Raw genomic sequence first — 26,629 nt, forward strand, 5'->3', positions numbered from 1 at the left:
TGTCGTGCAGACTGACCGGGTGTACCTGACCATCTCGACCACGTATGCGCCCGCGACCGAACTGGGGTATCTCCTGCACAAGCATCCCGACCGGGTGCAGGAGTTCCGCCAGCCCTTCGGCGTGGCCACCGTGTTCTACCCGGAGGCCGGCCCGGACCGGTGCACGGCCGCGCTGCTGCTCGAGGTCGATCCGATCCAGCTGGCCAAGCGGCGCCGCGCCAGTCCCGATTTCTCCCTCGGGCAGTACGTCAACGACCGGCCGTACGCCGCATCCTCACTGCTCGCCGCGGCTCTCGCCGATGTCTTCCGCAGCGCGCGACACGGGCGGGCCGGAAGCCGACAGGAGCTGGCGGACACAGCGATTCCGCTGCAGATCGAGATTCCGGTGCTGCCCTGCCGCGGTGGCGCCGAGGTCGCTGAGCGGGTATTCGCCCCGCTCGGCTGGGATGTCGACGCGACACCGATCGAGCTCGACGGGGGCTTCCCCGAGTGGGGCCAGTCGCGGTACGTGCGGTTGCGCCTCACCGGCAGGATGCGCCTGGCGGAGGCGATCAATCACCTGTACGTGCTGCTCCCGGTGCTCGATGAGTCCAAGCACTACTGGCAGGGACCCGACGAGGTCGACAAGTTGCTCCGCTCCGGCGAGGGCTGGCTGGCATCCCATCCGGACCGCGAGCTGATCACCCGCCGGTACCTCGGCCGAGGGCCCGGACTCGCCGCCGAGGCGCTCGACCGGCTCGCCGCGCTCGACGACGCCGGCCCCGCCGCGGCCGAGGTCGACGAGGCCGTTGACATCGCTCCGGCTAAGCCGCTCAACGCACTTCGGCACGATGCGGTGCACCGGGTGATCGTCGAGAGCGGGGCGAGCACGGTGATCGATCTCGGCTGCGGGCCCGGCCAGTTCGTCGAGCGGCTGCTCGCCACCCGCGGCATCGAACGGGTCGCGGGCTGCGATGTCTCCACCCGATCGTTGCAGCGCGCCGCCCAGCGCCTGCATCTCGACGACATGACGGAGCGGCAGCGCGAGCGCATCGACCTGTTCCAGGCCGCGCTCACGTACGAGGACGAGCGACTGTCGGGATACGACGCCGCCGTGCTGATGGAGGTCATCGAGCACGTCGACCCGTCGCGGCTCGGCGCGCTCGAACACGTGGTCTTCGGTGGTGCTCGCCCCGGCACCGTCATCGTCACCACGCCCAACAGTGAGTACAACGTGCTCTACCCGGATCTCGTGGGGATGCGGCACACCGATCATCGGTTCGAGTGGGACCGCACCGAGTTCATCCGATGGTCCACCGCAATAGCCGAACGGTACGGCTACGCCGTGCGGCACGAGGGGATCGGTGAAGCCGATCCCGACCGGGGAACCCCCACCCAGATGGCGATCTTCACGAGGAAGGAGTCCGCCGATGCCTGATACCACCGTCGCGGTGCCCGCGCGTGGCCTCATCCTGCTGGTCGGCGCCTCCGGCAGCGGCAAGTCCACGTTCGCGCGCGAGCACTTCCGCGCGACCGAGGTGGTCTCCAGTGATGTCTGCCGAGGCCTCGTGGCCGACGATGAGAACGACCAGTCGGCAACCCCGGACGCCTTCGACCTGCTGCACCACCTGGTCGGCATCCGGTTGCGCCGGGGATTGCTCACCGTCGTCGACGCCACGAATGTGCAGCGCCCCGCCCGGGCGTCGCTGGTCCAGTTGGCCCGTGACCATGATGTCCTCGTCGACGCGATCGTGTTCGACCTGCCCGACGAGATCGCAGTGGAGCGCAACCGGCAGCGCCCGGACCGGAACTTCGGCTCGCAGGTCGTGACCCGGCAGGGCCGCGAGATGCGCAAGTCGCTCAGGGGGATCAAGAAGGAGGGCTTCCGACGGGTGCACACGCTGCACACGCCCGACGAGGTCGCCGCCGTCGAGATCACCCGCGAGCGGCCGTGGAACGACCGTACCGAACTCACCGGACCGTTCGACGTGATCGGCGACGTCCACGGCTGCGCCGCGGAGCTGCGCACGCTGCTCACCGAGCTCGGATGGACGGTGCGGGCAGACGGCGCCGAGCACCCGGACGGCCGCACCGCCGTCTTCGTGGGGGATCTCGTGGACCGCGGACCGGACACCCCGGCGGTGCTGCGCCTGGTCATGGGCATGGTCGACGCGGGAACTGCCTTGTGCGTCAGTGGTAATCACGAGGCCAAGCTGGTGCGTGCGCTCAAGGGCAACCGGGTCACCGTGGCGCACGGCCTCCAGGAATCACTCGACCAGCTGGCCGCCGAGACCGAGGAGTTCCGCACCGCCGCCACCCGCTTCATGGACGGTCTGCTCAGCCACTACGTCCTCGACCGTGGGCGGCTCGTCGTGGCACACGCGGGTCTGAAGCAGGAGTACCAGGGCCGCGCCTCGCGGCGGGTCCGTGCGTTCGCGCTCTACGGCGACACCACCGGGGAAACGGACGAGTTCGGGCTGCCGGTCCGGTATCCGTGGGCGCGGGACTATCGCGGTTCCGCAGCGGTGGTGTACGGGCACACCCCGGTCACCGAGCCACAGTGGCTCAACAACACCCTGTGCATCGACACCGGTGCGGTATTCGGTGGTGCGCTGACCGGGCTCCGCTACCCCGAACGCGAGATCGTCTCGGTTCCGGCGCAATCCCAGTGGTACGAGCCGGCCCGCCCGGAGCAGGTGGAGCAGAGCGACGACCGTGCCGGCTCAGTACTCCGGTACGACGACGTCGCCGGAACCCGGTGGCTGTCGACCCGCACGGGCGGTCGCGTCAAGGTCGACGCGGAGGGTGCTGCGGCGGCGCTGGAGGTGATGAGCCGGTTCGCAGTCGACCCGCGCTGGCTGATCTATCTGCCGCCCACGATGTCTCCGGCGTCGGTATCGCGCCACGAGGACTATCTGGAGCACCCGGTGTGCGCGTTCGACGACTTCGCGGGCTGGGGTGTGGAGCGGGTGATCTGCGAGGAGAAGCACATGGGATCCCGCGCGATCGCCGTGATCGCTCGCGACGCCGACGTCGCGGCCTGGCGTTTCGGTGTGGCCGATGGGAGCAGTGGGGCGGTGTACACCCGCACCGGGCGGTCTTTCGTCGAAGACTCCGCGTCGCTCGTCGACCGCATCCGCGGCGCCGTGGCACCGCTCTTCGATCGGCTGGACACCGAATGGCTCGCACTGGACTGCGAGATCCTGCCCTGGTCCGCCAAAGCGGAGGGACTGATCGTGGATCAGTACGCGTCGGTGGGCGCGGCTGCGCGAGAAGCGTTGCCGGTTGCGCTCGCGGGGCTCGACGCCGCCGCGGCGCGTGGGCTCGACGTTGCGGGACTGCGCGCACGAACGGTCCGCCGGCAGGTGAACGCGGTGGCCTTCCGCGACGCCTACGCCGCGTACTGCCGTCCGATCGATGGCCTCGACGGTGTCACGGTGGCGCCCTTCCAGGTACTCGCCGCCGAAGGCCGGGTCCTGGCGACCGAATCACACGAATGGCACCTGGATCTCATGGGCGCACTGGAGGATCCGTTCCTCACTCATACCCGGCACCGCATCGTGGATCTCTCGTCGGAGGCCGACCGTGCCGCCGCGGAGCGGTGGTGGACAGGGCTCACCGACGCAGGCGGAGAGGGAATGGTGGTCAAGCCCCTCGGTGCGACCGGGCGAAAGGTGCAGCCGGGTTTGAAGGTCCGTGGTCGCGACTACCTGCGGATCATCTACGGTCCGGACTACGTCGACTCGCTCGATGTGCTGCGGGACCGGAACCTGGGCCGCAAGCGGAAGATGGCCCTTGCGGAGCACGCCCTCGGGATGGATGCGCTGGCGTCGTTCGTTGCGGGGGAGCCGTTGTGGCGGGTGCACCAGTCCGTGTTCGCGGTGCTCGCGCAGGACTCCGAGCCGGTCGATCCCCGGCTCTGATCCGCCGCTATCCGGTGACCGCCTCGGCGGCGAGCCGCCCGGAGATCAGTGCGGGCGGCACGCCGACGCCGGGATGTGTGAGTGATCCGGCGAGCACGGCGTTGCCGATCCCCGGGACCCGCTGCGGCCGCCGCAGCGGCCCGGTCTGGGTGAGCGTGTGCGCCGCCGCGAACGGCGTGCCCGCCGAAAGACCCTGCCGGGCCCAGTCGGCGGGGGTATCGATGCGCAGCACCTCGGCGCGGTCGATCCCGCGGTAGCCGCGCGCCGCGAGCGCGCCGAGGACACCGTGCACGTACTCGTCACCGATCGAATCCCAATCCAGCGGTGCTGATTCGAGATTCGGACACGGTGCGAGCACGGAGACGGGGCCGGACTCGCCGGTGGTGATCGCCGGACGGGTGATCAGGAACGACGGATCGCTCATCAATCGGCCTCGACCGCGCGTCGCCGTGATCTCCGCGAAGGTCCGCTCCCATGCCGCTCCGAAGTCCAGGGTGTGATGGGCTTGTGTCGGCCAGTGCTGCTGCAGATCCGGATCCACCACCAGATGTGCCACCACCGCCGAGGGTGACAGTCGCACCCGGCGGCGCGGGGGTCGGGCGCCCAGCGGGGCCAGTAACCGGTCCGCGACGGGCGCGTCGGCGGTGACGACCACGGCGTCGAAGGCAAGGCGCTCGGTTCGTTCCGGCCCGCCCGCTGAGCCCGAGCGGGCCCGCAAACCGGTGACCCGGCCCCGTCGGCCGTCCAGACCGAGCACCTCATGGCCGAGAAGTACCGTGCCGCCCGCCCGTCGCACCTGTTCCGCCATCACCTCCGTGATCCGGCCCATGCCGGCACGCGGGTACCAGACGCCCAGGCCCACATCCATGTGTGAGATCACCGCGTATACCGCGCGTGCGGCGGTGGGCGAGACTCCGGCGTACAGCGCCTGGAAAGTGAGCATGCGGCGCGCCCGTTCGTCTCCGACTCGCCGATCCACCTCGCGCTGCATCGAATTCAGTGCGCCGAGGCGAATGATCCGGCCTAGCGCCGCGAGATCGCGCGGATTGGCATAGGAGCGCAGCGCCGCATCGCCCGCGATGAACCGGGGATAGGCTGCGTCGAACATCGCTCGCTGCCAGGCGAAGTGCTCCGGTGTGTCGATGTCATCGGGTACGTGCAGCACGCTCGGTCTGTCGTGCCCGGGCAGTGCGGGGAAGCGGCCCGCGTAGGCGGGGCGCACGGGCAGCAGGTCGAGTTCCGACTCCGCGTCTGCCCGGGTCAGCCCGCCGGCGGTGAGGGCGTCGAAGACCAGCTCGGGCATCGTCAGCACACTGGCCCCGGGGTCGACGAGGTGGGCGCGACCGTCCGCGCTTCGCGCGGTCGTGGTCCCGGCCCGGCCGCCCGGCTGCTCGTCGCGCTCGACGACGGTGACCCGATGCCCGGCGCCGGTCAGATGCAGCGCCGCCGAGAGCCCCGCAAGTCCCGCCCCGATGATCCCGATGTGCACCAGGTGAGTCTAGGTAGTGCGCGCCGTTCGGACGGCGTGCGGTCGGGGACGAGGAACACGCTCCTCGCGGACCGGATCCAACGACATATTGCAATTCATGCATATGTAACATACGCTCATCCCCATGAGCGCAGAACACGACCACGACTCCGGCCATTCGGCGCGCTGGGAGATCGGCTTCGCCATCGCCTCGGGCGTCACCTATGTCAGCGGCATGATCGCCGAATACGCACTGGACCAGCCGTCCGTCGCCACCTTCTTCTTCCTCGCCACCTACTTCTTCGGCGGCTACTTCACCATCCGTTCCGCCATCCAGTCGACCCTCAACGGCAAGTTCGAGGTCGATTTCCTCATGCTGGTCGCGGCGATCGGCGCCGCTTCCATCGGCCGCTTCGCCGAGGGCGCGGTCCTGCTGTTCCTGTTCAGCCTCGGTCACGCGCTGGAGGAGTACGCCCTCGCGCGCGCCTCGAAGTCGATCGAAGCTCTCGCTGAGCTCGCGCCGCGCACCGCGCTCGTGCATACGGGCGGACCGTCGAACCTGTCCGGGGAGTTCGCCGAGAAGTCGGTCGACGATCTGGAGGTCGGCGATCTCGTGCTGATCCGGCCCAACGCGCGGGTCAGCGCCGACGGCTTCGTCGTCGACGGCCGTTCCGCCATCGACCAGAGCGCGGTGACCGGCGAATCGATGCCGGTCGAGAAGGAGCCCGTGGGCAGCCCCGCCGCCGCGGCCGCTCGCCCTACCAATGTGCCTGCCGAGCACCGCGTCTTCGCGGGCACCGTCAACGGCTCCGGCGCCCTGGTGGTGCAGGCCACCGCACTCGCCAAGGACTCCACGCTGAGCAAGGTGGTCGAGCTGGTCGCCTCCACCGACCAGGCGAAATCGCCCACGCAGCGCTTCCTCGACAAGTTCCAGCGCATCTACGTGCCGGCCGTGATCGCCTTCGTGATCGGCGTCTTCCTGGTGGGCTACTTCGCCCTGGGTAACCCGTTCACCGACGCCTTCTACCTCGCGATGGCCGTACTCGTCGCCGCGAGCCCGTGCGCCCTGGCGCTCGCCACCCCGTCGGCGGTGCTCGCCGGAGTGGCCCGCGCGGCCCGCGCCGGCGTGCTGATCAAGGGCGGTGCACCGCTCGAGACGCTGGGCCGGGTCTCGTCGATCGCCTTCGACAAGACCGGCACGCTCACCTGGGGCGAGCCGCAGGTCACCGACACCGTCGCGGCACCCGGCGTCGACCTCGACGATCTGCTCGCCACCACCCTGGCCGTCGAGAAGCTCTCCGACCACCCCCTCGCCGCCGCCGTCACCGATGGCATCGCGAACCGCACCTCGACCGTGCTCACCGCGACCGATCTGCAGTCCGTGACCGGACGCGGCGTGCGCGCCACCATCGATGGTGACGCGGTGGAGATCGGCAACGCGCGACTGTTCACCGACGCCGATATCGCCCTCGACGAGGTCGCCGCCGATATCGACCGCCTGCAGGCGGCGGGTCGCACACTGATGATCGTGCGCCGCGGCGGCCGCTTCCTCGGCGTCATCGGCGTGATGGACACTCCGCGCCGTGAGGCCGGCGAGGTGCTCGATCGGCTGCGCGAATCGGGCATGACCGACATCGTGATGATCTCCGGCGATCACCAGCAGGTGGCCGACGCCGTCGGCAAGGAGGTGGGCGTCGACCGTGCTCTTGGCGGACTGCTGCCCGAGGACAAGGTCACCCAGATCCGCGACATGTCGGGGAGCAAGGAGGAGCCCGCCGGTACCAGCGGTCGACGGTGCGCCATGGTGGGCGACGGCGTCAACGACGCGCCCGCGATGGCCCAGGCCGATGTCGGGATCGCCATGGGCGCAGCCGGTTCCGCCGTCGCTCTGGAGACCGCGGATGTCGCGCTGATGAGTGACGACCTGGGTCGGCTGCCCTTCGCGGTGCGGCTGAGCCGGCAGACCAGCCGGATCATCCGGCAGAACCTGATCGCCTCGCTGGGCATCGTGGTCTTCCTGATCATCGTGACCTTCCTCGGGATGCCGATGGGCCCGGTGGTGTTCATCCACGAGGGGTCGACCCTGATCGTTGTCGCCAACGCACTGCGGCTGCTCCGCTTCGACGTGGGCAAGGAGCATGACGGCGTCGAGCACGAGGCGCGTCCGGAGAAGGTGCCCGCAGCCGCCTGATCCGGTGAGGGAGCGTGATCCCCGGTGTCTGTGGGCATCGGGGATCACGTTCGTCCGGGCTCAGGTGAGCTGCGCGTGCAGGTACATCGCTCTGCCGACTTCTACACCCGTCCCCCGCGCCGCGCCCTTCCGCGGCCGCCGCGTTCCGTCCCCCATCGGGGGACGTGCGTGCCGTAAGGGAGGAAACGGCAAGTAGGGGAGACGGTGCGGCGCGGGGGACGACGGTGCACCTGACCGACGCCGTTCTCCCTGCCGGAACCTCCACCCGCTGCCGTTATCCGGCCGCGGATCGCATCATCGGCCGCGGCTGGCGTTTCCGGCCTCGGCTGCCAGTGGTGTCGGTCACGGCTGGCCTGGGGAAACGTCACCGACACAGACTTGCGCGAACTCGACTCAACTTTTTTCCCGAATCGGGAACAACATCCGGATGCCACTCGTTGGACATCACGTAGGACTTGAGCGGCCTGCGCTCAATGGGGTAGAACGGAAGAGTTCGCCCCTTGAGCCGGGGGCGCTGAAGTCTAACGAGCAGGCAATCGAAACCCATCGGCCGCGAACCGGCCGGAAATTAGGAGGCAAGAATGGGACGTGCAGTAGGCATCGACCTCGGCACCACCAACTCGTGCGTCGCAGTCCTCGAGGGCGGCGACCCGGTCGTGATCGCTAATGCCGAGGGCTCGCGGACCACCCCGTCGGTGGTCGCCTTCGCACGCAACGGCGAGGTCCTGGTGGGCCAGCCCGCCAAGAACCAGGCCGTCACCAACGTCGACCGCACCATCCGCTCGGTCAAGCGCCACATCGGCACCGACTGGTCGCAGAAGATCGACGACAAGGATTACACCAGCCAGGAGATCAGCGCTCGCACGCTGATGAAGCTCAAGCGCGACGCCGAGGCCTACCTCGGTGAGGACGTGACCGACGCCGTCGTCACCGTCCCCGCGTACTTCAACGACGCGCAGCGCCAGGCCACCAAGGAAGCCGGCCAGATCGCCGGCCTCAACGTGCTCCGCATCGTCAACGAGCCGACCGCCGCCGCTCTGGCGTACGGCCTCGACAAGGGCGAGAAGGAGCAGACCATCCTGGTCTTCGACCTCGGTGGCGGTACCTTCGACGTCTCGCTGCTGGAGATCGGCGACGGTGTCGTCGAGGTCCGCGCGACCTCGGGCGACAACAACCTCGGTGGTGACGACTGGGATCAGCGCATCGTCGACTGGCTCGTCGAGAAGTTCAAGGCGCAGCACGGCATCGACCTGACCAAGGACAAGATGGCCATGCAGCGTCTGCGTGAGGCCGCGGAGAAGGCGAAGATCGAGCTGAGCTCGGGTCAGAGCACGTCGATCAACCTGCCGTACATCACGGTGGACGCCGACAAGAACCCGCTGTTCCTCGACGAGAACCTCAGCCGCAGCGAGTTCCAGAAGATCACCAGTGATCTGCTGGAGCGCACCCGCAGCCCCTTCCAGGCCGTGATCAAGGACGCCGGGATCTCCGTGGGCGATATCGACCACGTGGTGCTCGTGGGTGGTTCCACCCGTATGCCCGCCGTGACCGACCTGGTCAAGGAGCTCACCGGTGGTCAGGAGCCCAACAAGGGCGTGAACCCCGACGAGGTCGTCGCCGTGGGCGCCGCCCTGCAGGCCGGCGTGCTGCGCGGCGAGGTCAAGGACGTGCTGCTGCTCGATGTGACCCCGCTGAGCCTGGGCATCGAGACCAAGGGCGGCGTGATGACCAAGCTCATCGAGCGCAACACCACCATCCCCACCAAGCGGTCCGAGACCTTCACCACGGCCGACGACAACCAGCCGTCGGTGCAGATCCAGGTCTTCCAGGGCGAGCGTGAGATCGCCGCGCACAACAAGCTGCTCGGCAGCTTCGAGCTGACCGGCATCGCGCCGGCCCCGCGCGGCGTGCCCCAGATCGAGGTCACCTTCGACATCGATGCCAACGGCATCGTGCACGTGACCGCGAAGGACAAGGGCACCGGCAAGGAGAACACGATCAAGATCTCCGACGGCAGTGGTCTGTCGCAGGAGGAGATCGACCGGATGATCAAGGACGCCGAGGCGCATGCCTCGGAGGACAAGGCTCGCCGCGAGGAGGCGGAGACCCGCAACCAGGCCGAGTCGCTGGTCAACCAGACCGAGAAGTTCCTGTCCGAGAACGCCGATAAGGTTCCGGCCGAGAACAAGGAGAAGGTCGAGGCCGCCATCAAGGAGGCGAACGAGGCCCTGCAGGGCACCGATATCGCCGCCGTGAAGGCCGCCGTCGAGAAGCTGTCGACCGAGTCGCAGGCTCTGGGCCAGGCGCTGTACGCGCAGGCCGGTGCCGAGGCTCAGGCGGAGGGCGCCGAACAGGCCGCGCAGGCGGATGACGGTGTCGTCGATGCCGAGGTCGTCGACGAGGATCCGAAGGACGCGAAGTAATGACGACCCCCGAGAATCCGGTGGATCCGGAAGAGGTGAACACGGAGGCTGAGGGGGTCGAGGCAGGGACTGTCACGGCCGCGGCGGAGGATTCCGCCGCGGCTGCGGCCGATGAGGCCGGCAGCACCGACGCACCGTCGGACGAGGTCGCCGAGCTGACCGCCGATCTGCAGCGCGTGACCGCCGAGTACGCCAACTACCGCAAGCGCACCGCGCGCGATGTGGTGGACGCCCGCGCTGCGGGTAAGGCGGCAGTGGTGGCCGAACTGCTGGTGGTGCTCGACGATCTCGACCGCGCACGCAGCCACGGCGATCTCGAGGCCGGACCGCTCAAGTCCGTGTCCGACAAGCTCGACGGTGTCCTCAGTGGTCTCGGTCTCGCGCCGTTCGGCGCCGAGGGCGACGAGTTCGATCCGTCGATCCACGAGGCCGTTCAGCACGAGGGCGACGGTGCCGACCCCGTTCTGGGGGCGGTACTGCGGCAGGGTTATCAGATCGATGGCAAGGTGATCCGCAACGCGATGGTCGCCGTGGTCGATCGCCCCGAGCCGGATGCATCCGGCCAGGGCGCGACCGACGCCGATCAGGACGAGTCCTAGAAGGAGGTGATGCCCGGTGACCCAGCGGGAATGGGTTGAACAGGACTTCTACCGCGAGCTGGGCGTCAGCTCCGACGCCAGCCAGGACGACATCAAGAAGGCCTACCGCAAGCTCGCGGCCGAGCTGCATCCGGACCGCAATCCGGGGGATGCGAAGGCGGAGGAGCGCTTCAAGCGCGTCTCCGAGGCCAACTCGGTGCTGTCCGATCCTGCCAAGCGCAAGGAGTACGACGAGACTCGCCGCTTGTTCGGCGGCGGTCGATTCGGCTCGAACGGTGGCGGTTTCGGCACCGGAGGCTTCGGTAACACGGGTGGCGGTACGGGCGGTTTCTCGTTCTCGGACATCTTCGACGGCGCCACCGGCGGCGGCGGGGGCGGTTTCGGGGACATCTTCGAGGGATTGTTCAACCGCGGCGGCGGTGCTCCGGGCGGTGCTTCGGGTTCCGGCCCGCAGCCCTCACGGCCGCGGCGCGGCAACGATCTGGAATCGGAGATCACGCTCGGTTTCCGCGATGCCACGCTCGGGGTCACCACCCCGATCACGCTGACCTCCCCGTCGCCGTGCACCACCTGCCACGGTTCCGGCGCCAAGCCGGGCACCAGTCCGCGGGTGTGCCAGTCCTGCAACGGGTCCGGTCTGGTGAGCCGGAATCAGGGTGCGTTCAGCTTCTCCGAACCGTGCCCGGACTGCCGTGGCACCGGATCGGTGATCGACGATCCCTGCACCGACTGCAGCGGCACCGGCGTCACCGTGCGCACCCGCACGGTGAACGTGAAGATCCCGCCCGGCGTCAAGGACGGCCAGCGCATCCGCTTGGCCGGCCAGGGGCAGGCGGGGATGCGCGGCGCACCGTCGGGCGACCTGTTCGTGGTCGTGCACGTGAAGGCGGACGACGTCTTCACCCGCTCGGGCGACGATCTGCTCGTCACCCTCCCGGTCAGCTTCTCCGAGCTGGCGCTGGGGTCCACGGTGACGGTGCCGACGCTCGGACAGCCCGTGGGCGTGAAGATCCCGGCCGGGACCACCGATGGGCGGACCCTCCGGGTACGTGGCCGCGGTGTGCCGAAGCGGTCCGGCGGACACGGTGACCTTCTGGTCAAGGTCCAGGTCTCAGTGCCCGGCTCGCTCGACGAGGCGGCACAGGCGGCGCTGCGCACCTACGCGGAAGCGGAGAAGGCCTCCGGGTTCGATCCGCGGAGCGGTTGGGCAGGTGCCTGATGACCCGCCCGCCGGAGATTCCTGACGATCCGGACGCCCACGTGTTCATGATCTCGGTGGCCGCACAGTTGGCCGGGATGCATGCGCAGACGCTCCGCACGTACGACCGCCTCGGGCTCGTCAAGCCCGAGCGGTCGGCGGGCGGGGGTCGGCGCTACTCCACCCGGGACGTGGACCTCCTGCGCGAGGTGCAGCGGCTCTCGCAGGACGAGGGCGTGAACCTTGCCGGCATCAAACGGATCATCGATCTGACCAACCAGGTCGACGCCCTGCAGCGCCGGGTCCAGGAGCTCACTGCGCAGGTGGACGCCGCGCACCGCTCCGGCGCAGAACTGGTGCACGTGCCCAAGTCCAGCGCCCTCGTGGTCTGGCAGCCGCGCACCCGGCGCCGCGACTGAATCGGTGGCAGCATCGCTCTCATGAGCGAGCGCATCGTCTTCCGTCGCACCGACGGCGGCCGGACCACAGTGCGGCATCACCCCACCGATGACGGCGCCGGATTCCGGCTCGCGATCATCGATGGGGAGGTACCCGATGAGGCGACCGTCGACCCGGCGGCGCTGTACTTCATCGACGACTACGACCCGCGTTCGCTGGTGAGCGACGCGGGTCTCGTCGTCTCCTGCGGCGAACCGCCGCACTTCGGCGCGTGGGAGCGCCTCGACGCCTGGCCCGTATGAGGATCTGATGACGCTCGGGTTGCGGTCACCCGCCGCTGCCCTGATAGTTAAGATATGAAACGAATCGCGTCGGTTCTGGCCACCGCCACCGCCCTGACGTTCGTCTCCATCGCCCCGGCCTCCGCATGGGGCGTCGAAGGTCACGGCATCGTCGGCGACGTCGCTGCCGCCAGGCTCAGTCCCACCGCATCCGCCGAGGTCGCGAAACTGCTGCAGGGCGAGCCTAATCCGACCCTCGCCGGCGTCGCTTCCTGGGCCGATGAGTATCGATCCACTCCCGACGGTGCCGCCACCGCGCCCTGGCATTTCGTCAATATCGCGGAGAACGACTGCGTCTACGCGCCCGAGATCAACGGCTCCGGTGGTGCCAATGTGATCGAGACGATCCGCAACCAGAGCGCGATCCTCGCCGATAAGGCCAAGCCCGCCGACCAGCGCCGCGACGCCCTGAAGTTCCTGGTGCACTTCGTCGGCGACATCGAGCAGCCCATGCACACCGGCTACGCCAAGGACCGCGGCGGCAACAGCGTCAAGCTCACCTACAACGGCAGGTCGACCAATCTGCACGCGGTGTGGGACTCGGGCCTGCTCGACGGCAGCAGCGCCGCGCGTGTCGCCGCGTTGCCCGCGCCACAGCCGGGGTCCACCGACCCGGCGCAGTGGGCGCAGGAGAGTTGCCGGATCGCCGTCGGTGCCTACCCCTCGTCGTCGGTGATCGGCGCGGACTACACCGCGAAGTACCGGCCGGTCGCCGAGGCGCAACTGCGACTCGCGGGGGAGCGGCTCGGCCGCCTGCTCACCGACACTCTGGGCTGAAACCGGTTCAGATCGGGTCGTGCAGAACCTGATCCGGTTCCGCGCCGGCGCTGAGCGCCGTGTTCCGCGCGGCATGCACCAGGCCGGCGGGGCCAGCGATCAGGACCCGGTGCCCGCGCAGATCGAGGGCGCGCATCGCCTCCACCACCGAGCCGTGCCGCAGCGGTAGCCCGCGGGCCGGCGGTGCGGGCGTCGTGAGCCACCACGGATCGCGGCGAGCATCGGTCACCTGGGTGATCCGCAGCCACGGATTGGTGGCCGCCAACATCGCCAGCGATTCGGCGTCGTACAGCTGGCCCGGCGACCGCGCGCCCATCACCAGGTGAGTCTCGGGATTGTGCGCGCTGGCAGCCATGGCCAGCAGGATCGACTTCATCGGCGCGAGCCCGGTACCGCCGGCGATCAGCGTGACCGGCCGCGCACCGTCGGCCCGCATCAGTCCGTGAACCTGTCCGAACTGCCACCGGTCACCGGGCCGGGTTTCGGAGTGAATGGTGCTCGACAGATCGCCACCCGGCACCGCGCGAACATGGAACTCCATCTGCCCCTGGGTGTTCGGCGGCATCGCCAGGGAGAACGGGCGCCACTGCCGAGGAACCTGAGGAATCTGCGTTTCCACGTACTGGCCGGGGCGGAACAGGAGCGGCTGCTCGGCGATCAGCCGGACGACGGTGAGCCCGGGGTGCGGCCGCAGCACTTCGACCACCTCGGCGCTGCGGCGGGCGGGCGTCGGGTCGGAGTGCGCTCCACCGCGCATCACACCCGTCATCATCTGCACGGCCTGGTCGAGTACGGCGGAGTCCTCGGCATCCAGACCACCGTGCGGCTGATACAGCGCTCGCACCTCGGCCGACAGGGCGGTGGCCATCGTGGTGTAGTGCGCTTCGGTGAGACCGTACTTGCGGTGGTCGCGGCCCAGTTGCGCGAGGAATTCGATCAGTTCGTCGTGCTCGTCGGCCTCGGGGATCGCGGAGAAGACGTGGTCGAGCACCCGGAAGAACACCTCGCGATGCGAGGACATGCTGGCCGGGAACAGCTCGCGCAGCGATGGATCGAGCGCGAACAGCCGCGCGAACAGGCGTTTGGTGAAATCGTCCGAGACCGGTCGCAAGTCGGCTGCGATCTGGGTCAGACCGTGCCGCGAATGCGATCCCACAAGCCCTACGCTCCTGCACCTCGATCGTTGTTCGGACCGGACCATCCTACCTGCGGATTCGGTGTCGGCGATCGACGTCGTGACGGTCCCGTGACATCTGTCGCAAGTTCGTCATCACCGTGGTGTGAATATGGCTGTCGACCGCGGTGATCGAGTACATTTGCGGAGTCTGCATAACGACCGCACCCGGTCGGTGGACGGCGAATCGCCGCGGGTTTCGCGGCGGGACTTCCCGCAATTGAGCACGATCGAGAGGGTCTACTCGTATGGCCGGACTGCCTGGTCGAAAGAACCTGCGACGCTGGGGCTACGGCCTGGCGCTCGGGGTGGGAATCGGCTTGGCGCCGTTCGCTGCTGCGAACGCCGCTGCCGAACCGGCGCCGGCGATCGCCGATGCTCCGGCGCCGAAGGCCCCCGCGGCAACGACTCTCGCGGCCACCAAGATCGCCGTACTGAAGGATGCTGCCCCGGCCGCCGCACACCAGGCCGCTGCACCCGCGGCCGCCGCAGCGGCGCCCTCCGCGCACCTGCCGGCCGCCCGCACGGTGGCGCAACGCGAGTACGTCCAGCGCCCGGCCGTCCAGCGCCCCGTCGAGGCTCGGTCGCAGGCCAAGCAGCAGCGGCCGGCGGACCGTCGTCCGATCGTGGTGATCGGTGCGTCGATCTCCACCGGTTACGGCGTGTCCAAGACCGCCGCGTACCCGAGCCGGGTGAGCGCGGAGACCGGTCGCCCGGTGTACGTCAGCGCCAAGACCGGCGCCGGCTACGCGGACGGCTCGATCGCGCGCCTGGCCACTGCCGCGAAGCTGCCCGCCCGCAACCCCGGCCTCGTCGTCCTGCAGGCCGGATCGAACGATGTGGGCGCGTCCGACGCCGCGATCGCCGGACAGGTGCGCCAGGTGGTCGGAACGGTCCGCGCACAGGCGCCGAATGCGCGGATCGCCGTGGTCACCGTGTTCCCCTCGGTGCACAGCGGTCCGGCCGCGAACCGGACCGATGCCACGATCATCGGCGCCGCGCGTTCGGTGGACCCGTCGGTCGCTGTGATCTCGCCGCTCGGCGAGGGCTGGGAGTATCCGGCGCAGAAGGACGGGCATCCGGCCGCGGCCGCCCATGCCCAGATCGCGGACCGTATCTCCGCCCTGGCCTGAACCCGGTCGCGAGTCGCGAAAAAACTCGGGCTTGAGTGGAACAGACTCAACTCTTGGTGCGTTGTTCTCTACATGAAGGCATACTTGAGCCGGTAGGGCTCAGGTTGCACGACGTGTTCGAGACGACCCAGGAGGGCACAGAAGAGTGGATTCGTTCAACCCCACTACCAAGACGCAGGCCGCGCTCACGTCGGCGCTGCAGGCGGCGTCCGCCGCGGGCAACCCGGAGATTTCTCCGGCGCACCTGCTGGTGGCGCTGCTGGACCAGACCGACGGTATCGCCGCGCCGCTGCTCAAGGCAGTGGGCGTCGATCCCGTCACGGTGCGCAACCGTGCACAGGAGCTCGTGGACCGCAAGCCCAAGGCCAGCGGTTCCACCACCCAGCCGCAGCTGAGCCGCGAATCACTCGCGTCGATCACGGCCGCACAGAAGCTCGCCACCGAGATGGGCGACCAGTACGTCTCCACCGAGCACGTGCTCTACGGTCTGTCCGAGGCCGCCCAGGTTCTCGGCAACGCCGGCGCCACCCCGCAGGCGATCCAGGAGGCCTTCACCGCCGTCCGCGGCAGCGCGAAGGTCACCTCGCAGGATCCCGAGGGTCAGTACCAGGCGCTGGAGAAGTACTCGACCGATCTCACCGCGCGGGCCCGCGAGGGCAAGCTCGACCCGGTGATCGGGCGCGACAATGAGATTCGGCGCGTGGTGCAGGTGCTCAGCCGGCGCACCAAGAACAATCCGGTGCTGATCGGCGAGCCCGGCGTCGGCAAGACCGCCATCGTCGAGGGCCTGGCCCAGCGCGTGGTCACGGGCGATGTGCCCGAGTCGTTGCGGGGTAAGACCGTGATCTCACTGGACCTCGGCTCGATGGTCGCGGGCGCCAAGTACCGCGGCGAGTTCGAGGAGCGGCTCAAGGCCGTGCTCGATGAGATCAAGGCCAGCTCCGGACAGATCATCACCTTCATCGATGAGCTGCACACCATCGTCGGCGCCGGTGCCACCGGCGATTCCGCGATGGACGCCGGCAACATGATCAAGCCGATGCTGGCCCGCGGTGAGCTGCGCCTCGTGGGCGCCACCACGCTCGATGAGTACCGGCAGTACATCGAGAAGGACGCCGCGCTCGAACGCCGCTTCCAGCAGGTGCTGGTGGGCGAGCCGAGCGTGGAGGACACCATCGGCATCCTGCGCGGGCTCAAGGAGCGCTACGAGGTGCACCACGGCGTACGCATCACCGACTCCGCGCTGGTCTCGGCCGCGTCGCTGTCGGACCGCTACATCACGTCACGGTTCCTGCCCGACAAGGCGATCGACCTCGTCGACGAGGCCGCCTCGCGCCTGCGCATGGAGATCGACTCCCGCCCGGAGGAGATCGATGCGGAGGAGCGCATCGTGCGCCGCCTCGAGATCGAGGAGATGGCGCTGTCCAAGGAAACCGATGCGGCCTCCGTCGATCGGCTGGAGAAGCTGCGCGGCGAGCTCGCCGATCACAAGGAGAAGCTGGCCCAGCTCACCTCCCGCTGGCAGAACGAGAAGGGCGCCATCGATTCGGTGCGCACCCTCAAGGAGCAGTTGGAGAACCTCAAGGGCGAATCCGATCGCGCCGAGCGCGACGGTGACCTCGGCCGCGCCGCGGAGCTGCGCTACGGCCAGATCCCCGCGCTGGAGAAGGAACTCGACGAGGCCGTGGCCGCATCGGGTGCCGCCTCCGACGGCGAGGTGATGCTCAAGGAGGAGGTCGGTCCCGACGATGTGGCCGATGTGGTCTCCTCCTGGACCGGTATTCCCGCGGGCCGCATGCTCGAAGGTGAGACCGCCAAGCTGTTGCGCATGGAATCCGAGATCGGTAAGCGCGTGATCGGCCAGGAGGCCGCTGTGGAGGCGGTCTCGGATGCGGTGCGCCGCACCCGCGCCGGTGTCGCCGACCCGAACCGGCCCACCGGGTCCTTCCTGTTCCTCGGTCCCACGGGTGTGGGTAAGACGGAGCTCGCGAAGGGCTTGGCGGAGTTCCTGTTCGACGACGAGCGGGCCATGGTGCGCATCGATATGTCCGAGTACGGCGAGAAGCACTCCGTCGCTCGGCTGGTCGGCGCGCCTCCCGGCTACGTCGGCTACGAGGCCGGCGGTCAGCTGACCGAGGCGGTGCGGCGCCGCCCCTACACGGTGGTGCTGTTCGACGAGGTCGAGAAGGCGCACCCGGATGTCTTCGACGTGCTGCTGCAGGTGCTCGACGAGGGTCGGCTCACCGATGGTCAGGGTCGCACCGTGGACTTCCGCAACACGATCCTGATCCTCACGTCGAACCTCGGTGCGGGCGGCGACAAGGACCACGTGATGAACGCGGTGCGGGCCAAGTTCAAGCCGGAGTTCATCAACCGGCTCGACGATGTGCTCATCTTCGACTCGCTCGACTCCGGACAGCTCACCGGCATCGTCGACATCCAGCTCGATCAGCTGCGCAAGCGGCTCTCGCAGCGCCGACTCGACCTCCAGGTCTCCGATGAGGCGAAGGGGTGGCTCGCGGAGCGCGGTTTCGACCCGCTCTACGGTGCCCGTCCACTGCGCCGCCTGGTGCAGCAGTCGATCGGCGACCAGCTCGCCAAAGCGCTGCTCGCGGGCGACGTCCGCGACGGTGACCCGGTGAAGGTCACCGTCAGCGAGGACGGCGACCGGTTGATCATCAACTGACACCCCACCGAAGCGGGCGCGGCCTTCCTGGTCGCGCCCGCTTTCGTGTGCCCGGGGTTCGTGTGCCCGGGGCGGCGATCGATGACAGGGTGTACCCATGACGATCACCCCGCACACCGTGCGCACGGAGCGGCACACCACCGGCTACCTGGCGTCCGGACCGGAGGACGGTCCGCTGCTCGTCTTCTGCCACGGCTGGCCCGAGCTGTCGTACAGCTGGCGGCATCAACTGACCGCGCTCGGTGGCCTCGGATTCCGCTGCATCGCACCGGACATGCGCGGCTACGGAGCCTCCAGTGTTCCCGCCGCCAAGGACGCCTACCGCCGCGAGGAGATCGTCGCCGACATGCTGGAGCTGCTCGCCGGCGTCGGTCGCGAGGCGGCGATCTGGATCGGTCACGACTGGGGTGCGCCGGTGGTCTGGAACATCGCCACCCATCACCCCGGTGTCGTCGACGCCGTCGCCTCGCTCAACGTCCCGCACTTCCCGTCCGGTGGCCCCGGCCCCGTCGACCTCATCGATCGCGAGAAGTACCCCGCCGACGAGTACCCGTACGGGCAGTGGGACTACCAGGTGCACTATCTCAAGCATTTCGACGAGGTGACCGCCCAGTTCGAGAGCGACATACCGCATTTCATCGCCGCCCTGTTCCGCGTCGGCGAGCCGTCCCACCTCGACCGGCCCGCCCCGACGGCGGTCGTGAGCCGCAACGGGGGCTGGTTCGGCGGCGGCGCCGTGCCCCGGGTTCCGATCGACCCCGCGGTGCTCACCACCGAGGACCACGCCGTGTACACGGCGGCCTTCGAGCGGAACGGTATGGCGGGCCCGAACTCCTGGTACGTCAACGGCGCAGCGGACGCCGAATACGCAGCACGCGAGCTGAACCACGGCCGGATCGACGTTCCGGTGCTGTTCCTGCACGGTCGATACGACGCCACTCTGGAGACGGTGCGCTCATCGCTCGCCGATCCGATGCGCGCCGCCTGTGCGAACCTCACCGAGGTGATCCTCGACTGCGGGCACTGGACGGCGGAGGAGAAACCCGCCGAGGTGAGCGCGTCACTCGCCCGGTGGATCGCCACCCGCGTGCCCGGCCGGTGGCCGGCGCCCGCGGAGAACCACCCCGCGGGCTGAGCACGTCTACGCTGGTCGCATGAGTGCAGCCACGGTCGGAAGTGTCGCCGACGCCAAGTACGTCATGCTCACCACCTACCGCAAGGACGGCAGCGCGGTGTCGACCCCGCTCTGGGCCGTGCGCGACGGCGCCGATCTGGTGATGTGGACCGTCACCGACTCGTGGAAGGTCAAGCGCATCCGCAAGAACCCCGCGGTCCTGGTGCAGGCCTGCGATGTCCGCGGCAAGAAGACCGAAGGGCCGCAGGTCGCGGGTGTGGCCGAGATCGTCGACGGCGCCGACGCCGGTCAGCGGATCCAGCGCAAGTACGGCATCCTCGGCTTCCTCACCGTGGCCGGCTCCAAGATCCGACGGGGTCAGGGCGGCACCGTCGGCATCCGCGTCCGCGACGCCTCCTGAGGTGATCTTTTGCAGGTAGCTGCGCCGACACGGCGGTGAATTCCGCAGCGACCTGCAAAAACGGGATATTTCGGATCCGAACGCCTCTCGTCGTGCGTCCAACGGATGTGGGGATACGCAGTGGGGATCTGGTCGCGACCGCAACCTCGCACGAGATTCGGACCCGCTACAGGCAGGTCTATCGAGGTGTGCGGCTGCCCGCCGGTGCAGTCGTCGGGCTGGTCGAGCGCATCGAGGCCGCCCTCCTGCTGTATCCGCACGCCGTGCTGTGCGGGTGGACCGCGGCCGCGCTACACGGAGCTGGGTACACCGCAGGCAGGCCCATCGAGATCTGGCTGCCAGCCCGACGGGTGCGCGCAGGCATCGTCGTCCGGTGCGGTGCAATGCCGGACGAGGATGTGGTTGTCCGTGAGGCCTTTCCGCTCACCACGGGCGTCCGGACCGCGATCGATGTGGTGCGGTACGCCGAGGGCGACGATGCCGTGGCCGCACTCGATCAGTGTTTCCGGCTCGATGGGTACGGGCGCTCGGTGACCTCGCGCGACGCGGTCGTCGATTATCTGGAGCGGCACCACAACCTGCACCGTTCGACACGGGTCGTCCGCGCACTTCGATGGGCCGACGGACGCGCGGAGTCGCCGCCCGAGACGTTCACGCGATTGCTCCTCCACCGCGCCGGCCTCAGCATGTTCGTGCCGCAGGTTCCCGTGGATGGCGGACGGTTCCGGCTCGATCTCGCAGCGGAGGAATTCCAGGTGGCGGTGGAGTACGACGGCCGTGATCACTCGGACCCTGCGCAACAGAGCCTGGACATCGCGCGCCGGAACACGCTCCGCCATGACTACGGCTGGGAGGTGTTGCCGATCACGGCGTCGATCCTCCGGAACGGCCGTGAGGCGTTTCTCCGCCAGACTCGTGCGGCACTTCGAGACCGCGGTTGGCGGGGCTGAGAACTTGTGCAGGTACCTGCGGTCGAATGAGCCTCATCGCCGCAGATACCTGTAAAACCTCAGTGCTTCGCGACGTACTTCACGGGCTCGGGGAGGCCGCGTTCGATCCGCACGCGGCGCGAGATGGTCTCGATCGCCTTGAGGGCATCGACCACCTGCGCCGGCGTGACCGGCGACGGCAGGTTGTGGATGGTCTCCGCTGCGGCGGTGGCGGCCTCGGCGATGGCCTGGAGCTCGGGGGTGTCGTCGGGCGTAAGGCCGATCTCGGTGAGCGAGTTCGGCAGGCCCACCGCCGTGGTGAATTCGACGAAGTCCTCGATCTCGACCGACGGTGCGCCCTCCAGAACCAGCTGCGTGATCGACCCGATGTTCACCTTCTGTCCGTGGGTCAGGCCGTGGGTCTGCGGCGCCGCGGTGAGCCCGTTGTGAATGGCGTGCGCGGCGGCCAGGCCGCCGGATTCGAAGCCCAGGCCCGAGAGCAGCGTGTTGGCCTCGACGACCGCCTCCAGCGCCGGCGTCACCACCTTGCTGCGAACGGCGTCGATGGCGAGTTCGGCGTTCTCCCACAGGATGTCCCACGACAGCTCGGCGAGTGCGGTGCCCGCGCGGGTGGGCCGGCCACCTGCCATGGTCGAACCCCGTCCGCGGCGGGTGGCGCGGGCCTCGATCCAGGTGGCCAGGGCGTCGCCGATCCCCGCAACCAGCAGTGAGACGGGAGCGTTCGCCACCAATTGGGTGTCGATCAGCACCAGATCGGGGTTGCGCGGGAAGAAGCGGTATTCGAGGAATTCGCCGGTCTCCGTGTAGATCACGGCCAGCGTCGAGGTCGGTGCGTCCGACGAGGCGGCCGTCGGGACGCTCACCCAGCGGATTCCGGCGAGGTGACCGGCGGCTTTCGCGGCGTCGATGGCCGAGCCGCCGCCGACGCCGAGGATCACGTCGTGGCCGCCGGAGCCGATGGTCGCGACCAGATCGTCGACGGCGGCCGGGGTGGCGAACTGTTTGAACGGTACCCGGGTCACCGGGAGCCCCGCGGCGTCGAAGCTGGCGGTCACACCGTCCTGCACGATGCCCCACACCGTGTCGTCGCTGACGATGAGCGGAGTGCCGCCCAGCTTCGCTACGTGCTCGCCCAGGGCGTCGAGCGCGCCCCGGCCCTGGACGTAGCGGGACGGGCTGGCGAAGATCGCGGTGCTGACGGTGTCGGACATGCGTGGCTCCTCGTTTCGTTGGCGTCACTTTCCAACGTGGCACGACTCGGCGCGAAAAGCACCCCTCAGAGCGCGCTGACCGCGGCGACCGTCGCCAACGTCACCACCGCACCGGAGAGGATCAGCGCACGACCGGCCCCGGCGGGTGCCCTGCCCAGCCGGAAGGCGAGCGTCACTACAACCACCACGACCGCGAGCACCGGCAGCGCGACCAGTGGCCGCGCGGTCATCGCCAGACGCCCGACCAGCGCCGCGACCAGGATGAGAGCGACCAGCGTGCGGATCCGGGCCAACTGCGTGCGCTCGGCCGCCAGGCTCGACGGTGCGGGCCCGGTCACGTGAACGCGATCGTCGCAGCGAGGATGAGGCCGGTCACGGCGATGACCGCCGCGAGCACCACCGTGGCAGGCGATCCGCGCAGCGGTCGGCCGGTGCGCATCGCCCCCTCCACCGACAGCCAGCGGCGGAAGGCGTATCCGGCGAGGCCGGCCGCCACCACCAGCAGGATCACCACCAGTGGCGTGCGTACCGCGGCGGGCACCACGTCGGGGGCGAAGGCTTCCAGCCCGACCGCGGCGGCGACCAGCCCCAGTGCCGTGCGGATCCACGCCAGGAAGGTGCGTTCATTCGCCAAAGTGAATCGCGCATCCGGTGATTCGCCCTCGGTGAGCTCGCGGGGCGGCCAGAGATTGCGCACGGCGACAACGCTAGCGGGGGTCACAACGATTCGCTCGCCCCTTTCACAGGTGCATCTCAGACACGGCGCCTACGTTCACGAGGGCTGCACGTGAAACCCGTGCCGCTCAGTGAGGAGGATCGACAGGTGCGAGGAGGTTGCGCGCATGGGCGGTGAAACGCGATCACGCGGCCCCTGGCTCGCCACGGTCCTCAGTCTCCTCGGTATCGGCGTGGTCGGTGCGGGCCTCGCATACAGCCTGCACATCGCATCCGAACTGGGTTCCGTGCGGCGCGACGCGGCGCCCGCGGTGTCCTCCGGCGTCCCCGTGAATCAGAAGGTCTCCGGTGTCGCCATCACCCCCGGGCGCGAAGTGATCGGGGCGATCCTCAGCATCGATGCGAGCGCCCTCACAGTGAGCTCCGCACCCGGAGGCAACACCGTTGACCTGCGCACCGACGAGAACACGCAGGTGACCACGACGCACGGGAGCAAACTCACCGACCTCAAGGTGGGCGATGTGGTGATCATCCAGGTGAGCGCCGACGGCGAGACCGCCCTGGCGATCTACGCCGGTCAGATCTCCGTCGCCGGCACGCCATCGGTCGGGTGAATCGGCCCGCCGACCGGCTACTGTAGGTGGCGATGTCGTACGTAGTGTTCCTGATCCTCGCGGTGGTATGCGCGGCGCTCGCTGCCGCGCTGGTCTGGTATGACCGCAACCACACGCCGAATGTCCATTCCGAGCGCGCGGCCTGGGCCACCAGCCGCGAATTCGTCTACCGCCCGTCGGACGAGTCCCTCAGGGACGAGTTCCACCGCGGCGGGATGGTGATGCCGGGTGATCCGCCCGTCGTGGACGTGGCGCACGGCACCTACTTCGGTGCCAACGCCTACGTCTTCGACCTGGCCGAGAGCGCCACCATCGCGGCGGTGCACCGCGGTTCCGCCTCCGGCGCGCTGATGGATCTGCGCCCCGAGAACGCGCACCCGCCGGTCGAGGCCGGTATGGAGCCGCTCGGCGCGCTGGGCACCCGCATCCTGTACACGAACAATGCCGACGTGGCTCGCCGTGTCGCGGACCGCCGGATGATCACGTTCGCCGAGCAGGTGCCCGCACACATCGAGTCGCTCTGGAACGAGGGGCCCTGGACGCTGGGCCAGATGCCGCTCACCGACGATCCCGACGATCTCGACGAGGCGCTCGAGGCGGTCCGCCGATTCGGCGACCTGCTGCGCGTGCTCCCGCCGGAGGGCCACGCCCGCGTGGTCACCTCGGGCGGACCCCGTGATCCGGGCCAGCCCGTCCCCGTGCGCGGCAAGGAGGCCCGACGGTGACCGGACCCGGTGCGGCCGCAACCGTCGATCAGGCCGCCAAAGCCCGCCTCGCCGAGTTGGTCCGCGAGCTCGCCGTGGTGCACGGCAAGGTCACGCTCTCCAGTGGCATCGAGGCCGACTACTACGTGGACCTGCGCCGCGCGACACTGCACCACGAGGCCTCGCCGCTCATCGGTGCGCTGCTGCGCGAGCTCACCGCCGACTGGGACTACGCCGCCGTCGGCGGCCTCACCCTGGGCGCCGATCCGGTGGCCACGGCCGTGATGCACGCGCCCGGCCGGTCGATCGATGCCTTCGTGGTCCGCAAGGCCGCCAAGGCCCACGGCATGCAGCGGCAGATCGAGGGGCCGGATGTGGTGGGCAAGCGCGTCCTGGTGGTCGAAGACACCACCACCACCGGCAATTCGCCGCTCACCGCCGTCCGTGCATTGCGCGATATCGGTGCCGACGTGGTGGGCGTGGCCACCGTTGTCGACCGCGAGACCGATGCCGCGAAGGTGATCGCCGCAGAGGGACTCGAGTACCGCTCGGTGCTCGGCCTCGCCGACCTGGGGCTGTGACCGACCCCGACGCAGCCGCCGGCGCGGAGGCCGGCCCCACCGAATGGATCACGGGCGTCGCGGGTCCGCATACCGTCGGGTTGGGGCCGTGGGAGCAGGAGCATCCCGGCGTGCCGCTGCCGGTCGATCCCCGATACGACCCGGACCTGCTCGCCCAGGGGGATCGCCGCAACGTGGTCGACGCCTATCGGTACTGGACGCGCGAGGCGATCGTCGCCGATCTGGACAGCCGCCGACACCCGTTCGAGGTGGCCATCGAGAACCTAGGCCACGATGCCAACATCGGCACGGTGGTGCGCACGGCCAATGCCTTCGGGGCGCGGACGGTGCATATCGTGGGACGTCGTCGGTGGAATCGTCGGGGCGCCATGGTGACCGACCGCTACCAGCACGTGCAGCATCACCCGGACGCCGAGTCCTTCGCGGCGTGGTGCGCCGAACACGACCTTCCGATCGTCGCGGTGGACAATCAGCCCGGATCGGTGCCGCTGGAACGTGGCTCGCTCCCGCGCCGCTGTGTCCTGCTGTTCGGCCAGGAGGGGCCCGGTGTTTCCGGTGATGCCCGCCGCGTGGCGGGAACGACGGTGTCGATCGCCCAGTTCGGCTCGACGCGCTCGATCAATGTGGGGGTCGCGGCCGGTATCGCCATGCACGCCTGGGTACGCGAACACGCCGACCTGGACGCCGCCTGGTAGCGCATCGTCGCCGTTCGGTCGCGAACTGCGACATAAATCTCGCCGCCAGCGGCGCCTTTCGTCGTTCGTACATGGTCTGATGTGGATATGACGACGGCGGTGGAATGGAACCAGCGGGCGGCCGCGGCGCAATCGGCGGTGGTCGATCGGCACGTGCGGCCGGTGTGGGGGATCCCCGGAACCCGGCTCGGTGTGCCGGCCTACCCGCCCACCCGTCGCGATGCGCTGCTGCTGAGTTGGAACTACTGGTGGCAGGCACACCTGCTCGACGTGTCCGTGGATGCCTACATCCGCGACGGCGCCCCCAGTACCCGCACGCTGGTGGTGCAGCTCGCGCGCGGTCACCGGTTGCGGAACCTGTTGCGGGTCACCAATTCCTACTACGACGATATGGCGTGGATGGGACTGGCGCTGGAGCGAGCGCAGCGGTACGCGGGTGTGGACGCCGCACGCCGCCTTCGTACTCTCACCGATACCTTCATGAAGGCGTGGGTGCCCGAGGCGGGCGGGGGCATCCCGTGGCGCACCACGGGCCTGTTCCTCAATACTCCGGCGAACGGACCCGCCGGGATCTACCTGGCGCGGATGGGGCAGACCGAACGTGCCGAGCAGACGGCGGACTGGATCTACCGGCGGCTGCTCGATCCCGAGACCGGTCTGATCAACGACGGTGTGGACGGTAGTTACGACGATCCCGAGAATGGGAAGTTGTATCCCGAGAAGTACACCTACTGCCAGGGGGTCACCCTGGGGCTGGACACCGAGCTCTCGGCCGACGGCGATCCGCGGCACGCCCAGCGGGTCGCCCGGCTCATCGACGCCGTGTCCCGGCGGATGACGCAGGGGCGCGTGATCGCGGGCGGCGACGGCGGCGACGGTGGTCTGTTCAACGGCATCCTGATCCGCTATCTCGCTCTCGCCGCGGTGCAGTTGCGTGGCGGTCCCGGCACTGATGATGTGCGCGATGCCGCAGCGGAGATCGTGCTGGCCTCCGCCGAGGCGGCCTGGCGCGGGGCGCGGGAAGTCGATGGCAAGGTGCTGTTCAGCGCCGACTGGACCCGCGATGCCCGGATCCCCGGATCCACTGGGCAGGCGGCGTATTTCACCGGAGGGACGGTGCGCTCCAGCGAGACCCCGGAGCGTGACCTGTCCGTGCAGATCGGCGGCTGGATGGCGATGGAGGCTGCGGCGGCGCTGGCCCGCGCCTGATTCCGGGTACTGGCCGCCGGCTTGTCCGCCGGGCTGACGAGAAACATCACAGGTTCACGCGTGATCGATTATGATCGATTTTGATTAACACGTGCGATTGCAATGCGCGGATCTGTTGTCTCGAAGCCGCGGCTCGCACGGCCCGGTCTCGGCCGTGCCTGAGG

General features: G+C 69.1%; 24 protein-coding genes. 19 read left to right on the forward strand and 5 right to left on the reverse strand.

All coding sequences use genetic code 11. From position 1 onward, the window contains the following. The first annotated feature begins 19 nt into the window (after positions 1 to 19). Positions 20 to 1,417 (forward strand): 3' terminal RNA ribose 2'-O-methyltransferase Hen1, encoded by a 1,398-nt coding sequence (locus TPAU_RS02370; RefSeq protein WP_041944627.1) that lies wholly within the window; start codon positions 20 to 22, stop codon positions 1,415 to 1,417. Continuing rightward, the gene (locus TPAU_RS02375; RefSeq protein WP_013125166.1) at positions 1,410 to 3,902 is read left to right on the forward strand and encodes a polynucleotide kinase-phosphatase; all 2,493 of its coding nucleotides are present in this window, start codon (positions 1,410 to 1,412) and stop codon (positions 3,900 to 3,902) included. Before TPAU_RS02370 ends, TPAU_RS02375 begins: the two co-directional genes overlap by 8 nt. Positions 3,903 to 3,909: 7 nt before the next feature. Here the strand turns inward: TPAU_RS02375 and crtI are convergent, their stop codons facing one another. After that, complete coding sequence (crtI, locus tag TPAU_RS02380; protein WP_013125167.1) at positions 3,910 to 5,391, reverse strand: phytoene desaturase family protein; 1,482 nt, start codon at positions 5,389 to 5,391, stop codon at positions 3,910 to 3,912. A 124-nt stretch (positions 5,392 to 5,515) separates the two neighbouring features. Between crtI and TPAU_RS02385 the strand changes: the two genes are divergently transcribed. The 7 genes from TPAU_RS02385 to TPAU_RS02415 all read left to right on the forward strand — a co-directional run bounded on the left by TPAU_RS02385 (position 5,516) and on the right by TPAU_RS02415 (position 13,298). After that, a complete protein-coding gene (locus TPAU_RS02385; RefSeq protein WP_013125168.1) occupies positions 5,516 to 7,561 on the forward strand; it encodes a heavy metal translocating P-type ATPase in 2,046 nt (681 codons plus the stop codon). Positions 7,562 to 8,142: 581 nt separating this feature from the next. Then, positions 8,143 to 9,984, forward strand: coding sequence for a molecular chaperone DnaK (gene dnaK / locus TPAU_RS02390; protein ID WP_013125169.1), 1,842 nt, complete (start codon positions 8,143 to 8,145; stop codon positions 9,982 to 9,984). Beyond that, positions 9,984 to 10,583 carry a nucleotide exchange factor GrpE gene (gene grpE, locus TPAU_RS02395; RefSeq protein WP_013125170.1) on the forward strand — a complete coding sequence of 200 codons (600 nt, stop codon included), beginning with the start codon at positions 9,984 to 9,986 and terminating at the stop codon, positions 10,581 to 10,583. Before dnaK ends, grpE begins: the two co-directional genes overlap by 1 nt. A 16-nt stretch (positions 10,584 to 10,599) precedes the next feature. Next, complete coding sequence (gene dnaJ / locus TPAU_RS02400; RefSeq protein WP_013125171.1) at positions 10,600 to 11,802, forward strand: molecular chaperone DnaJ; 1,203 nt, start codon at positions 10,600 to 10,602, stop codon at positions 11,800 to 11,802. Then, positions 11,802 to 12,200, forward strand: coding sequence for a heat shock protein transcriptional repressor HspR (locus tag TPAU_RS02405; RefSeq protein WP_013125172.1), 399 nt, complete (start codon positions 11,802 to 11,804; stop codon positions 12,198 to 12,200). Before dnaJ ends, TPAU_RS02405 begins: the two co-directional genes overlap by 1 nt. A 21-nt stretch (positions 12,201 to 12,221) precedes the next feature. Continuing rightward, positions 12,222 to 12,482 carry a hypothetical protein gene (locus TPAU_RS02410; RefSeq protein ID WP_013125173.1) on the forward strand — a complete coding sequence of 87 codons (261 nt, stop codon included), beginning with the start codon at positions 12,222 to 12,224 and terminating at the stop codon, positions 12,480 to 12,482. Positions 12,483 to 12,536: 54 nt separating this feature from the next. Beyond that, complete coding sequence (locus TPAU_RS02415; protein ID WP_013125174.1) at positions 12,537 to 13,298, forward strand: S1/P1 nuclease; 762 nt, start codon at positions 12,537 to 12,539, stop codon at positions 13,296 to 13,298. 7 nt (positions 13,299 to 13,305) lie between these two features. Here TPAU_RS02415 and TPAU_RS02420 read toward each other — a convergent pair whose 3' ends face one another. Then, positions 13,306 to 14,454 (reverse strand): FAD-binding oxidoreductase, encoded by a 1,149-nt coding sequence (locus TPAU_RS02420; RefSeq protein ID WP_013125175.1) that lies wholly within the window; start codon positions 14,452 to 14,454, stop codon positions 13,306 to 13,308. 266 nt (positions 14,455 to 14,720) lie between these two features. On the opposite strand from TPAU_RS02420, the gene TPAU_RS02425 reads away from it, so the two are divergent. The 5 genes from TPAU_RS02425 (at position 14,721) to TPAU_RS21720 (ending at position 20,776) form a co-directional block, all read left to right on the forward strand. Further along, positions 14,721 to 15,605, forward strand: a complete 885-nt coding sequence (locus TPAU_RS02425) for an SGNH/GDSL hydrolase family protein (RefSeq protein WP_013125176.1) — start codon at positions 14,721 to 14,723, stop codon at positions 15,603 to 15,605. Between the two features lie 145 nt (positions 15,606 to 15,750). Beyond that, positions 15,751 to 18,291, forward strand: a complete 2,541-nt coding sequence (clpB, locus tag TPAU_RS02430; protein ID WP_013125177.1) for an ATP-dependent chaperone ClpB — start codon at positions 15,751 to 15,753, stop codon at positions 18,289 to 18,291. Between the two features lie 97 nt (positions 18,292 to 18,388). After that, the gene (locus TPAU_RS02435) at positions 18,389 to 19,426 is read left to right on the forward strand and encodes an alpha/beta hydrolase (RefSeq protein WP_013125178.1); all 1,038 of its coding nucleotides are present in this window, start codon (positions 18,389 to 18,391) and stop codon (positions 19,424 to 19,426) included. Between the two features lie 19 nt (positions 19,427 to 19,445). After that, positions 19,446 to 19,826: a PPOX class F420-dependent oxidoreductase gene (locus tag TPAU_RS02440; protein WP_013125179.1), complete on the forward strand. Its 381-nt coding sequence runs from the start codon at positions 19,446 to 19,448 to the stop codon at positions 19,824 to 19,826. Between the two features lie 188 nt (positions 19,827 to 20,014). Then, entirely contained in the window at positions 20,015 to 20,776 is a 762-nt protein-coding gene (locus tag TPAU_RS21720; RefSeq protein WP_049825753.1) for a hypothetical protein, read from the forward strand. A 59-nt stretch (positions 20,777 to 20,835) separates the two neighbouring features. On the opposite strand, the gene TPAU_RS02450 is transcribed toward TPAU_RS21720, so the two are convergent. The 3 genes from TPAU_RS02450 to TPAU_RS02460 form a co-directional block, all read right to left on the reverse strand. After that, on the reverse strand, positions 20,836 to 21,987 hold the full coding sequence (locus TPAU_RS02450; protein WP_013125181.1) for a glycerol dehydrogenase: 1,152 nt from the start codon (positions 21,985 to 21,987) through the stop codon (positions 20,836 to 20,838). A gap of 65 nt (positions 21,988 to 22,052) precedes the next feature. Further along, a complete protein-coding gene (locus TPAU_RS02455) occupies positions 22,053 to 22,325 on the reverse strand; it encodes a hypothetical protein (protein ID WP_013125182.1) in 273 nt (90 codons plus the stop codon). Further along, positions 22,322 to 22,684, reverse strand: a complete 363-nt coding sequence (locus TPAU_RS02460; RefSeq protein ID WP_041944261.1) for a YidH family protein — start codon at positions 22,682 to 22,684, stop codon at positions 22,322 to 22,324. Before TPAU_RS02460 ends, TPAU_RS02455 begins: the two co-directional genes overlap by 4 nt. Before the next feature lie 145 nt (positions 22,685 to 22,829). Between TPAU_RS02460 and TPAU_RS02465 the strand changes: the two genes are divergently transcribed. The 5 genes from TPAU_RS02465 to TPAU_RS02485 all read left to right on the forward strand — a co-directional run bounded on the left by TPAU_RS02465 (position 22,830) and on the right by TPAU_RS02485 (position 26,465). Further along, the gene (locus TPAU_RS02465) at positions 22,830 to 23,276 is read left to right on the forward strand and encodes a hypothetical protein (protein WP_013125184.1); all 447 of its coding nucleotides are present in this window, start codon (positions 22,830 to 22,832) and stop codon (positions 23,274 to 23,276) included. A gap of 32 nt (positions 23,277 to 23,308) precedes the next feature. Further along, positions 23,309 to 24,001, forward strand: coding sequence for a type III secretion system chaperone family protein (locus tag TPAU_RS02470; protein ID WP_013125185.1), 693 nt, complete (start codon positions 23,309 to 23,311; stop codon positions 23,999 to 24,001). After that, positions 23,998 to 24,561, forward strand: coding sequence for an orotate phosphoribosyltransferase (gene pyrE, locus TPAU_RS02475; RefSeq protein ID WP_013125186.1), 564 nt, complete (start codon positions 23,998 to 24,000; stop codon positions 24,559 to 24,561). Before TPAU_RS02470 ends, pyrE begins: the two co-directional genes overlap by 4 nt. After that, on the forward strand, positions 24,558 to 25,256 hold the full coding sequence (locus TPAU_RS02480) for a TrmH family RNA methyltransferase (protein WP_013125187.1): 699 nt from the start codon (positions 24,558 to 24,560) through the stop codon (positions 25,254 to 25,256). The genes pyrE and TPAU_RS02480 overlap by 4 nt, the downstream gene beginning before the upstream one ends. Before the next feature lie 87 nt (positions 25,257 to 25,343). Next, complete coding sequence (locus TPAU_RS02485; RefSeq protein WP_013125188.1) at positions 25,344 to 26,465, forward strand: glycoside hydrolase family 76 protein; 1,122 nt, start codon at positions 25,344 to 25,346, stop codon at positions 26,463 to 26,465. Positions 26,466 to 26,629 lie beyond the last annotated feature (164 nt).

Origin of the sequence: Tsukamurella paurometabola DSM 20162 (genome assembly GCF_000092225.1) — a bacterium.
Taxonomy (GTDB): Bacteria; Actinomycetota; Actinomycetes; order Mycobacteriales; family Mycobacteriaceae; genus Tsukamurella; species Tsukamurella paurometabola.